The 11,617-nt window shown below is 67.7% G+C and carries 8 protein-coding genes; 2 read left to right on the top strand and 6 right to left on the bottom strand.

What is annotated here, in order from left to right:
* Nucleotides 1-470: 470 nt before the first annotated feature.
* From pstB to BGO47_RS05145, 4 genes are all read right to left on the bottom strand, one after another.
* Complete coding sequence (pstB, locus tag BGO47_RS05160; RefSeq protein ID WP_292709198.1) at nucleotides 471-1,250, bottom strand: phosphate ABC transporter ATP-binding protein PstB; 780 nt, start codon at nucleotides 1,248-1,250, stop codon at nucleotides 471-473.
* A 16-nt stretch (nucleotides 1,251-1,266) separates the two neighbouring features.
* Nucleotides 1,267-2,358, bottom strand: a complete 1,092-nt coding sequence (pstA, locus tag BGO47_RS05155) for a phosphate ABC transporter permease PstA (RefSeq protein WP_292709196.1) — start codon at nucleotides 2,356-2,358, stop codon at nucleotides 1,267-1,269.
* Complete coding sequence (gene pstC, locus BGO47_RS05150) at nucleotides 2,358-3,320, bottom strand: phosphate ABC transporter permease subunit PstC (protein ID WP_292709194.1); 963 nt, start codon at nucleotides 3,318-3,320, stop codon at nucleotides 2,358-2,360. Before pstC ends, pstA begins: the two co-directional genes overlap by 1 nt.
* Nucleotides 3,321-3,448: 128 nt before the next feature.
* Entirely contained in the window at nucleotides 3,449-4,552 is a 1,104-nt protein-coding gene (locus BGO47_RS05145) for a phosphate ABC transporter substrate-binding protein PstS (RefSeq protein ID WP_292709192.1), read from the bottom strand.
* A gap of 176 nt (nucleotides 4,553-4,728) precedes the next feature.
* Between BGO47_RS05145 and BGO47_RS05140 the strand changes: the two genes are divergently transcribed.
* Together BGO47_RS05140 and BGO47_RS05135 are read left to right on the top strand one after the other, a co-directional pair.
* Complete coding sequence (locus BGO47_RS05140) at nucleotides 4,729-8,751, top strand: Pls/PosA family non-ribosomal peptide synthetase (RefSeq protein ID WP_292709190.1); 4,023 nt, start codon at nucleotides 4,729-4,731, stop codon at nucleotides 8,749-8,751.
* Nucleotides 8,748-10,115 (top strand): M1 family metallopeptidase, encoded by a 1,368-nt coding sequence (locus BGO47_RS05135; protein ID WP_292709188.1) that lies wholly within the window; start codon nucleotides 8,748-8,750, stop codon nucleotides 10,113-10,115. The genes BGO47_RS05140 and BGO47_RS05135 overlap by 4 nt, the downstream gene beginning before the upstream one ends.
* Here the strand turns inward: BGO47_RS05135 and BGO47_RS05130 are convergent.
* Nucleotides 10,112-10,669: a chemotaxis protein CheY gene (locus tag BGO47_RS05130; protein WP_292709186.1), complete on the bottom strand. Its 558-nt coding sequence runs from the start codon at nucleotides 10,667-10,669 to the stop codon at nucleotides 10,112-10,114. The genes BGO47_RS05135 and BGO47_RS05130 overlap by 4 nt on opposite strands.
* Complete coding sequence (locus BGO47_RS05125) at nucleotides 10,666-11,604, bottom strand: NUDIX hydrolase (protein ID WP_292709216.1); 939 nt, start codon at nucleotides 11,602-11,604, stop codon at nucleotides 10,666-10,668. Before BGO47_RS05125 ends, BGO47_RS05130 begins: the two co-directional genes overlap by 4 nt.
* Nucleotides 11,605-11,617: the final 13 nt, after the last annotated feature.

The raw sequence follows: 11,617 nt of genomic DNA, 5'->3' as shown, positions 1-11,617 counted from the left end.
GACACGAGAACCTCCTGGTTCAGAGCGGATGCGGTAGCAGCTCCACTCTGCCGGGAGGTTCTCGTCACATCAGGGAAGCCAGATCAAACAACCTCCCTGGGCAGTACAACTAGTGCTCCCCGATGCCTTGGGGAGGAGTGGTTCCGCGCCCCTCGGACATGCATCGATTCCGGGGCGCCGTGTCGCAACGGCGCATAGCTTCCTCGACACGCCGGTGACGGATGCCGCGGCCTGGCGTGTCGGCAGAAAGGTGCGCCGTTGCGACCGAGGCGGCGCTGCCGGGTACTTGCTCGGTCCCGGGGCGCCGTGTCGCATCGGCGCATAGCTTCCTCGACACGCCGGTGACGGATGCCGCGGCCTGGCGTGTCGGCAGAAGGGTTCGCCGTTGCGACCGAGCAACGCGCGGGTGTGACGAAACGAAGGAGGGGGCGAGGCCGAACGGCCACGCCCCCCTCGTCCGAAACTGATGCTTATCCGAAGCGGCCCGAGACGTAGTCTTCGGTGTCCTTGACCTTCGGGTGGGTGAAGATCGTGGTGGTCTCGTCGTACTCGATGAGCTTGCCCGGCTTGCCGGTGCCGGCGATGTTGAAGAACGCCGTCTTATCGGACACGCGCGAGGCCTGCTGCATGTTGTGGGTCACGATGACGATCGTGTACTCGCTCTTGAGCTCCTCGATGAGGTCCTCGATCGCGAGGGTCGAGATCGGGTCGAGGGCCGAGCACGGCTCGTCCATCAGCAGCACGTCGGGCTCGACCGCGATGGCACGAGCGATGCACAGGCGCTGCTGCTGGCCACCGGACAGACCCGAACCCGGGCGGTCCAGGCGGTCCTTGACCTCGTTCCACAGGTTCGCGCCCTGCAGCGACTTCTCGACGAGAGCCTCCTGATCGATCTTGGACATGCGCTGGTTGTTGAGCTTGACACCCGCCAGCACGTTCTCACGGATCGACATCGTCGGGAAGGGGTTCGGGCGCTGGAAGACCATGCCGACCTGGCGACGCACGAGCACGGGGTCGACGCCAGCACCGTACAGGTTGTCTCCGTCGATCAGCACCTCACCCTCCACCCGGGCGCCGGGGATGACTTCGTGCATCCGGTTCAGGGTGCGAAGGAAGGTCGACTTGCCGCAACCGGAGGGGCCGATGAAGGCGGTGACGGAGCGGGGTTCGATCGTGAGCGAGACGCCTTCGACGGCGAGGAAGTTGCCGTAGTAGACGTTGAGGTCGTTGACATCGATGCGCTTGGACACGGATATTCCTTCGGGTTCAGCGACCGGTCTTGGGCGCGAAGAACTTCGCGACAAAGCGGGCGGCGAGGTTGAGCACCATGACGATCAGGATCAGGGTCAGGGCCCCAGCCCATGCGCGCGAGATCGCGGCGTCGGGGTTGGTGCCCTGGTTGGCGTACTGGTTGTAAACGAACACGGGGAGGGTCATCATGTTGCCGTCCCAGATGTTCCAGTTCATGCTCTGCGTGTAGCCGGCGGTGAGCAGCAGCGGGGCAGTCTCACCGATGACGCGGGCGATCGCGAGCATCACACCGGTGGTGATTCCGGCGATGGATGTCGGCAGCACGACCTTCACGATCGTGAGCCACTTCGGAACGCCGAGCGCGAACGACGCCTCGCGCAGTTCGTTGGGAACCAGGCGCAGCATCTCTTCGGAGGAGCGGACGACCACGGGGATCATGAGAACGCTCAGCGCGATGGCACCTTCGAAGCCCGAGGAGTACCCGGCGCCGAAGAAGATCACGAAGACGGCGTAAGCGAACAGACCCGCAACGATCGACGGGATGCCGGTCATCACATCGACGAAGAAGGTGATTGCGCGGGCGAGCTTGCCGCTGTTGCCGTACTCGACGAGGTAGATCGAGGTCATGAGGCCGATCGGAACCGAGATGATCGTCGCCGTCAGCGTGATCAACAGTGTTCCCACGATCGCGTGCAGCGCACCACCGCCGTCGCCGATCACGTTGCGCATCGACGACGAGAAGAACTCGATGTCGAATCGGGCGAGCCCGTTGACCAGAACCGTGAACAGCAGTGAGATCAGCGGCAGGAGGGCAACGATGAAGGCTGCCGAGACCACCGCGGTGATGAAGCGGTCGGTCGCGTTGCGGCGTCCTTCCACGATCGAGGCGACGACGAAGATCAGGATGGCGTACAGCACCGCGCCGAGGAAGACGGCGGCGACGATGTTGTAGTTTGCGACGGGCTGGTCGATGTTCAGGAGGAAGAACACCAGCCCCATGACGATGAGGGAGCCCGCCAGCAGGAGCCAGCTCGTCCCCTTCGGAAGCCGCCCGTTCGAGAAGCTGTTGGTGCTCGGACGCGTCGCCGTGGCGGTTGCGGTGGACATCAGTTGGCTCCCGAGAACTCAGCGCGGCGGTTGACGATCCAGCGAGCGATCGCGTTGACGGCGAAGGTGACGACGAACAGGACGAGGCCGGTGGCTATCAGCAGGCTCACACCGGTGCCATACGCCTCGGGGAACTGGAGGGCGATGTTCGCCGGGATCGTGGTCGGGTTTGTAGCAGTCAGCAATTCGAAGGTCACGACCCCCGATACCGAGAGCACCATCGTGACGGCCATCGTCTCCCCGAGCGCGCGGCCCAGTGCGAGCATCGCCGCCGATACCATGCCACCGCGGGCGAAGGGCAGCACCGCCATCTTGATCATCTCCCAGCGGGTGGCGCCGAGCGCCAGCGCCGCCTCTTCGTGCAGCACCGGCGTCTGCAGGAACACTTCGCGGCAGATCGCGGTCATGATCGGCAGCACCATGATGGCCAGTACCAGGGCGGCGGTGAGGATCGTGCGGCCGGTGGCTGACACCTGGCCGCTGAACAGCGGAATCCACCCGAGGTAGGTGTTCAGCCACACGTAGAAGGGCTGCACGAACCCGGCCAGCACCAGGCCGCCCCACAGGCCGAACACGACCGAGGGGACAGCAGCGAGGAGGTCGATGATGTATCCGAGGACTGCTGCTGCGCGACGCGGGGCGTAGTGCGAGATGAACAGTGCGATGCCGATTGCGAGCGGCGCTGCCATGACGAGCGCGAGGATCGAAGACCAGATCGTGCCGAACACGAGCGGCCACGTGTACTCGAGGAAGGTTTTGCCCTTCAGGAGCGGGTTCTCGTCGGCGGGAGTCGTAAACGCCGGGATGCTCTCGATGACCAGGAAGATCGTGACAGCAGCGAGAACAGCCAGGATGATGATCCCCGCTCCGAGCGCGGTCCCCGAGAAGACGATGTCCCCGGGCCGTCTCTTGGCGTGGATTTTCGCCGGGGCTTCGGGTCCCGCGTCCGTGGTCGTCGCCATCGGTGTGTCCTTCGTGTCGAGTCCGGGTCAGGCTCAGCGAGAGCTCCGGTGAAACCGGCTCTCTCGCTCAGCCCGCCCCGTTCAGTACATCGTGAATGTACCGAACGGGGCGGCCGAGAGGGAGTTGATCAGCCGATCAGGGCGATCGCGGCGTTGACCTGCTCGCGCAGCGAGTCCGAGATCGGAGCCGAGCCGGCGTTCTCAGCGGCGGCGTCCTGGCCCTCGGGGCTGGCGATGTAGGTGAAGTACGCGGCCACGAGCTCAGCGACGTTGGGGTCCTCGTACTCGACGCAGCCGATCTCGTAGCTCACGAGAGCTATCGGGTAGACGCCCGCCTCTTCGGTCGCGTAGTCGATGTCGAAGACGATGTCGCCCTCGGTACGGCCTTCCTGCTCCGGCGAGGAGTCGACGATCATCGCCGCGGCCTCTGCCGAGTAGGGCACGAACTCGCCGCCGACGCCGACCGAGGCGGTGCCGAGGGTGCCGACCTGCGAAGCGTCGGCGTAGGTGATGGTGCCGTTGCCGTTCTTGGTCGCGTCGATGACACCCGACGTACCCTGAGCCGACTCGCCACCGGTGATCGGCCACTCGCCGTCGGGCTCGTAGGTCCAGACCGAGGGTGCCGCGGCCGACAGGTAGGAGGTGAAGGTCTCGGTCGTACCGGAGTCGTCGGAGCGGTGCACCGGCGAGATCGCGAGGTCGGGAAGCTCGACGCCGTCGTTCAGGCTCGCGATCGCTGCGTCGTTCCAGTTGGTGATCGTACCGGCGAAGATGCCCGCGATGACGTCGGCGGTCAGGTTCAGCGACTCGACACCGTCGAGGTTGAACGCAACCGCGATGGGCGAGATGTAGACGGGGATCTCGACGATGCCGGCCGAGCCGCCGTCGGCGCAGGCGGCGAAGGTGCTCTCAGCGATCTCGTCGATCTTGAACGCGCGGTCCGAGCCGATGAAGTTGCTCGCGCCGGCGATGAAGTTCTCGCGGCCCGTGCCCGAACCGGTGGGCTCGTAGTTGACGGTCACGTCGGGGTTGGCGGTCTGGAAGTTCGCGACCCAGGCCTCCTGCGCGGCGGTCTGCGACGAAGCGCCGGTCGCGCCGATGGTTCCCGAGAGGGTCGACTCGGCGGGCTCGGTGGTGGAGCCGCCGTTGGACTCGTTGGAGGCGCAGCCAGCCAGCGCGAGGGTGGCGACGGCGGCGACAGCGCCCAGTTGGGCGAAGCGGGTGATCTTCACTGTGAATCCTTCACTGTGTCGGGGTATATATGGCGGGCCCGGTGCAGGGCACTTACGTGACGGTAGACAGCGACTCTTAAGGGATCGGTTGGTAGAGGTGAACAGCAGGTAAACGGGCTCGGGCGGTCTGCAGCGATTCCCCTACCCGGCACGACGCGCCCCGGTACCGTCGGATCGTGACTTTCGACCAGGCGGCATTCCTCGATCGGGCCGCTCACGCCGCCCCGCCGCGGACGCTCATCGACATCCTGCAAGAGACGGTGCGCCGCCATCCCGAGGCTTCAGCGATCGATGACGGCGCGGGACCTGCGGTGAGCTACCGGGAGCTCGCTGCCCGCGTTGCTCTCACCGCCTCGCGCCTGGTGGCAGCTGGCGTGCGGCACGGCGATCGTGTCGGCATCCGCATGACCTCGGGCACGAAAGAGCTCTACATCGCGATTCTCGGCGTCATGGCAGCTGGCGCTTCCTACGTTCCGGTCGACGCGGATGACACGGCAGAACGCGCAGCGCTCGTCTTCGGCGAAGCCGGGGTCCGGGGCGTCATCACGGGCCGCGGGCTCTACGCGCCGACCGCGACCGACGCTGCCGATGGAGATGGCGACGGAACCGGGAACGCGCCGTCCGACGTCACATCCGAGATCCCCACCATCGATGATTCCACCGACGAGGACGAGGACCTGTTCGCCGGCGAGGCTCCGGCGGGGCATACGCGTGCGCTCGACATCCTGGCCCAGCCCGCACCCGACGATGATGCGTGGATCATCTTCACCTCGGGCTCGACCGGGGTTCCCAAGGGGGTCGCGGTCACGCACCGGTGTGCCGCGGCGTTCGTGGATGCCGAGAGCCGCCTGTTTCTGCAGGACGAGCCCCTCGGCACCGCCGACCGGGTGCTGGCCGGCCTGTCGGTGGCCTTCGATGCCTCCTGCGAGGAGATGTGGCTCGCGTGGGCGCACGGCGCCTGCCTCGTCCCGGCGCCGCGCGCGCTGGTGCGCTCTGGGGTGGACCTTGCGAACTGGCTCGCCCGTCAGGGGATTACGGTCATCTCCACCGTGCCGACGCTCGCCGCGATGTGGCCGAGTTCGACGATCGACAACGTCAGGCTGCTGATCTTCGGCGGAGAAGCCGTGCCGCCAGAGCTCGGCACGCGCTTGGCCGCCGAGGGCCGCGAGGTCTGGAACACCTATGGTCCGACGGAGGCCACCGTCGTCTCGTGCGCCGCGCCGCTCGTGCCCGACGCCCCGGTCCGTATCGGGCTTCCGCTCGAGGGCTGGTCGCTTGCGGTGGTGGATGCCGAGGGCAACCGGGTCGCGGAGGGGGAGAGCGGGGAGCTCATCATCGGCGGTGTCGGGCTTGCTCGGTACCTCGATCCCGCGAAGGATGCCGAGAAGTACGCCCCCATGCCGACGCTGGGGTGGGATCGCGCGTATCGCTCTGGCGACCTCGTCCGATACGAACCCGAGGGTCTTGTCTTTCTCGGACGCGCCGACGATCAGGTCAAGATCGGCGGGCGGCGTATCGAACTCGGCGAGGTCGAAGCTGCCCTCCAGGATCTTCCCGGCGTCACCGCCGCGACTGCCGCGGTTCGCACGTCGGAGGCCGGCAACCCCGTTCTGGTCGGCTACATCGTCGTCGATGAGCCCAAGGCGTTTGATCGGGCAGCAGCGCGAGCGACTCTCGCAGACCGCCTGCCCGCCGGCATCATGCCCCTGTTCGCGGTGCTCCCCGACCTTCCGGCGCGTACCTCGGGGAAGGTCGATCGGGCGGCGCTCCCGTGGCCGGTTCCTGGGGCAGAGCAACCCGCCGCGGGGTTGTCTCAGAACGAGGTGTGGCTTGCTGAACAGTGGCAGGCGGTCCTCGGCGTCCCCGCTGAAGGCCGTGCGTCAGACTTCTTCGACCTCGGCGGCGGGTCGCTCGCGGCGGCACAGCTTGCGTCACGAGTGCGCGGGCGACTTCCCGAGTTCACGGTCGCCGACATCTACGACATGCCGCGCCTCGGGGCGATGGCATCCCTGCTCCCACATGCGGATGCCGCCGCCGACGCGTCTGCCGCCGAGTACCACCGCGCCGTCCCGACGCCGGCCACGACGCGGATCGCCCAGACCCTGCTCGGGGCGCCACTGTTCATCCTGTCGGGCATCCGGTGGCTGCTGTACCTGCTGACTGCGAGCACGCTGTTGCAGCTCGGAGGTGGGTTCGCCTTCCTCCCGACCGTGCCGTGGTGGGTGCTCGTGATCGGCCTGCTCGTGTTTGCTACCCCGTTCGGTCGCATGGCGATCGCAGTGCTCGCTGCGCGAACCCTGCTCGCAGGGCTGGAACCGGGCGACTATCCGCGCGGCGGCGGCGTTCACCTGCGGCTCTGGCTTGCCGAACAGGTCGCCGACCAGATCGACGCTGTCGGGTACGTGGGAGCGCCGTGGGTCACGTATTACGCGCGGGCGCTCGGTGCCTCGATCGGCCGCGACGTCCACATGCACACGCTGCCGCCGGTGACCGGGATGCTGCAGGTCGGCGATAACGCGGCGATCGATCCCGAGGTCGATCTCAGTGGCACGTGGGTCGACGGCGACACCGTGCGCGTGGGCGGCATCCGGATCGATGCGGATGCGGTCATCGGGGCCCGCAGCACACTTGCTCCCGGCACCAAGATCGGTCGGCGTGCGCGGGTTGCCCCCGGTTCGGCGGTGTTCGGGCGGGTCAAGCCCGACCAGGCGTGGGCCGGCTCGCCCGCAGTGCGCGTCGGGGAGCCTCCCGCCGATTGGCCCGCGGAACATGCGCCGGCTCCGCACCGGTGGCTGTGGGCCTATATCGCGTCCTCGCTGGCCTTGGCATTGCTGCCGATCGTCGCGTTCGCCGCCGGTGCCGGTGTCATGGCGCTTGCGATGCAGGACGCGCAGACTCTCGCGGAGGCGGCGCTCCTCGGCCTCGCGTGGCTCGTGCCCGGCATCCTGATCGCCGGTGTGGTCTTCGCCGGCACCGTCGTGATCGCCGTGCGGTTGCTCTCGCTCGACCTTCGCGAGGGAACGTACCCCGTGCGCAGCCGGCTCGGGTGGCAGGTGTGGACGACCGAGCGACTTCTCGACTCGGCGCGCACCGTGCTGTTTCCCCTCTACTCGAGCCTGTTCACTCCCCTCTGGCTGCGGATGCTGGGAGCCTCAGTCGGCCGCAACGTCGAGGCATCCACGGTGCTGCTGATCCCGTCGATGACCACGATTGACGATGGCGCGTTCCTTGCCGATGACACGATGGTCGCCTCGTACGAGCTGGGCGGCGGCTGGATGCGCGTCGACCACGTCAGGATCGGCAAGCGCGCGTTCGTCGGAAACTCCGGCATGGTGGCGCCCGGGCATCGAGTCCCGAAGGACGGACTGATCGCGGTGCTCTCCGCGGCTCCGGCGAAGGCGAAGGCGGGATCGTCCTGGCTCGGGTCCCCAGCCGTGCGTCTGCGACGCGTCGCCGCCAGCGTCGATGAGTCCCGCACCTACGAGCCGCCCGTCGCTTTGCGCATCGCGCGGAGCCTTTGGGAGCTCTCGCGAATCGTTCCCGTTTTTGTGACCGGGCTCATTGGTTTCGGGGTGCTCATGACCCTGGCAGCCCTCTGGACCAGCATCGGACCGTGGTGGACGGTACTGCTCTCGGGAATTGTCATGCTCGCCGCCGGCGCGGTGGCAGCAGCCACTTCGACAGCCGCTAAGTGGATCCTCGTTGGGCCGATCCGCGCGGGCGAGCATCCACTGTGGTCGAGTTTCGTCTGGCGCACCGAGGTGGTCGACACCTTCACCGAGATGGTCGCGGCTCCCTGGTTCGCTCGCGCAGCATCCGGTACCCCCGCACTTGCCGTGTGGCTGCGCTCGCTCGGCGCCCGGGTCGGCCGCGGAGTCTGGTGCGAGACGTACTGGCTCCCCGAGCCCGATCTCGTGCACCTCGGCGACGGATCCACCGTCAATCGGGGATGCGTTGTGCAGACTCACCTGTTTCATGATCGGATCATGAGTATGGATGCCGTCACCCTCGAACCCGGTGCAACGCTCGGGCCGCACTCGGTCATCCTGCCCGCGGCCTCGATCGGTGCTCACGCGACCGTTGGTCCTGCCTCGCTGGTCATGCGGGGGGAAAGCGTGCCGGTCGGCTCGCGGTGGAGCGGGAATCCCATCGGCCCGTGGCGTGCGGTGAAGATCCGCGCGTATCAGGCGGTCCCGTGATCGACACCGGTCGCCGAGACGGCGTCGATCGGGAAGACGTCCCTGCTCACGACACCTATACCCCTCAGAGCGGCGACCTCTCGTTCGATGTCGAAGCATATGCGCTCGATCTGAGCTACCGCGTCCGCACCAACAGGCTTGAGGGACGCGCGACCCTCGGCATCCGGATTCTGGCTGCGACATCCTCGATCGCGCTCGATCTCGTCGGCCTTCGGGTCAGTCGGGTCCGCATCGAGGGGCAGCGACGGACTCCGCACACACAGGGCCCGCGGAAGCTCCGCCTCACACTGCCGCGCACGATGCAGCCGGGGGAGTCCCTGACGCTGACGATTGAATACGCCGGCGCACCAGCCCCCCGCCGTTCCCGCTGGGGGACGATCGGCTGGGAGGAACTCACTGACGGCTCCCTCGTCGCATCGCAGCCGATCGGCGCTCCCACGTGGTTTCCGTGCAACGATCGTCCCGACAACCGCGCGACGTACAGCATCCGGGTCACGACGGATGCCGAGTACACGGCTGTCGCCACCGGCGTGCTGCAGTCGCGCACCCGCTCGGGCGGTCAGGTCACCGCCGAGTACGCGATCGGTGTGCCCACGGCGACGTACCTCGTCGCCGTCTATGTGGGGCAGTTCGAATCGCACCGGCTCGATGAGCGCATCGTCGTTGCCTCACCGCCGTCCCTGCGCGCAGACGTGAAGCGGGCTCTGGGTCCGCTGCCGCGCATGATGACAGCCTTCGAGGAGCGGTTCGGACCGTACCCGCAGGAGAGCTGCACCATCGTGGTGACGGCAGATCCGCTCGAAATCCCGCTCGAGGCGCAGGGCACCGCCGTCTTCGGCGCGAACCACCTCGACCCGGACTCGGAGCGCCTCGTCGCTCATGAGCTTGCCCACCAGTGGTTCGGTAACAGCGTCGGGGTGGCGCGGTGGCGCGACATCTGGCTCAACGAGGGATTCGCGTGCTACGCGGAGTGGCTCTGGTTCGAGGCAATGGGTGCAGACACCGCCGACGCCGCTGCCCGCCGGGCTCATGCGAGGCTCGCAGATCTCGCGCAGGATCTCGTCATCAGCGATCCCGGCGCCGATCTCATGTTCGATGACCGGCTCTACAAAAGGGGGGCGCTGACGCTTCATGCCGTGCGCCTCACGATCGGGGAGGACCCGTTCTTCGATCTCCTGCGCGGCTGGTGCAGCGCGTACGTGAACGCGTGCGTCACGACCGAGGACTTCCGTCGCTTCGTCGACGACGCCGGCCACGACCTCGAGGCGCTCCTGGATGCCTGGCTGGATGCCGGCCCGCTGCCGCCGTTGCCGCCGCGACCGGATGCGTCCAAGCGACTCGCGAAGAAGAAGTCCGCGCGCTAACGGTCGGCAGGTTCGAGGCTGGCCAGCGCGGCGCTGACGAGAACTCCCGGGGGTCCGTCGAGGTCCCAGCCGAGGAGCGGGTGCGCGCGCCCCGGGACGCGAGCACGCCACGACGCGCCGGTCGTATCGTCGGTGCCGTCGGTGCCGGTCACGTGCACGAGCGCCGGCTCGACGCGCAGCCCCCGCCGATCGGCCTTCAGCGCGGCCTCTACGCGCACCCAGTCGCGCGTCGTGGCAGGACCGGCGCCGAGCACACCCGTCAGGCCCGTTCGGTCTCGCCGGAGGTCGACCTCGGGTTCGGCATCCACCCCCACGGTCCCGGCAGCAGCGGGCGCCAGAGCGACAACCGCCCACCCGGCGGCGTACGACACGCTCGCTGTCACCGCCACTCCCTCGACCTCGACGGGGCCGTGGTCAGCGCCGCACCGCGGGCATCGGTTCGAGATCCGGATGCCGGGCTGACCGATCAGTTCTCGCACGAGCCGCCACGCGACCTCGCGCCGGTGGTCGCGGTCAGTGACCGGGGCCCACCCGAGCCGGATCGGTTCGCTCACACCGAGGGCTGGTGCGTCTCGATCGCAACGATCCCTGAACCCGGATTGTCCGTCGACAGGTGCACGACCGAGAATCCGCCCGGGGACAGTCCTGATGCGTTGCCCAAGTGCGAGCCCATGAGCGACCCGGTTGCCATCGCGAGTTCCTGGATGATCTCAGGAAGCACGGGGCCGTGGCTGCACACCACCGCGGGCTTGCGGGAGCGGACCCGCGCTCCGACCACCGAGCGCGCGTCAGTCGCGCCCTCCTCCCAGGCGTCCTGGCTGATCAGCGGCGAATAGTCGACGCGGCGCCCGAGCGCCGCAGAGAGCGGGCCGACGGTCTTGGCGCACCGAACGGCGGGGCTCGAGACGATGCGGCGCGCGCCGAACGCGAGGAGCGGACCCACGAGTGCGTTCGCCTGCTTGCGCCCGCGGGGAGCCAGGGGGCGCGAGGCGTCCGATCCGTCCCACTCATCGGCCGGTACTGCCTTGGCGTGGCGCAGCGCGATGATCGGGAAGGTGCGCAGCACATCCTTGTCGCGGATCTCGAGGAACTTGTCCAGGATCTCGACATCGACGGGGTAGCTGAGCTTCGCGCGGGCCTTCTTCGCCGAGACCCACTCGAGCGCAGCGATCTCTTTGTTCGGGACGAACGACGAGGCCTTGATCGCGGCATCCGTGGCCTCTGCCGCCCAGTAGTGCACGACCTTGTTGCGCTTGGAGGGCATGTGATAGGTCGACACGCCCACAGGGACCCCGAGGGAGACACGGATGCCGGTCTCTTCGTGGATCTCGCGGACCGCGGTCTCGGCGAGGGTCTCGCCGGGATCGACCTTGCCCTTGGGGAGGGTCACGTCGCGGTATTGGGTGCGGTGGATCAGCAGGATGCGGAGCTTGCCCTCGACGAGGCGCCACAGCACGCCGCCGGCTGCGTAAACGATGTTCTCTGACATGGTGGGGTCCGGA

Source organism: Microbacterium sp. 67-17 (genome assembly GCF_001898325.1).
Taxonomy (GTDB): Bacteria; Actinomycetota; Actinomycetes; order Actinomycetales; family Microbacteriaceae; genus Microbacterium; species Microbacterium schleiferi.
The sequence above is the reverse complement of the archived record's forward strand: the minus strand, read 5'-3'. Positions and strand labels throughout refer to the sequence as shown.

Bases quoted from the DNA above. Each gene is read 5' to 3' on its own strand.
- pstA (WP_292709196.1), bottom strand. From the start codon at position 2,358: ATGTCCACCGCAACCGCCACGGCGACGCGTCCGAGCACCAACAGCTTC.
- pstC (WP_292709194.1), bottom strand. From the start codon at position 3,320: ATGGCGACGACCACGGACGCGGGACCCGAAGCCCCGGCGAAAATCCAC.
- BGO47_RS05125 (WP_292709216.1), bottom strand. From the start codon at position 11,604: ATGTCAGAGAACATCGTTTACGCAGCCGGCGGCGTGCTGTGGCGCCTC.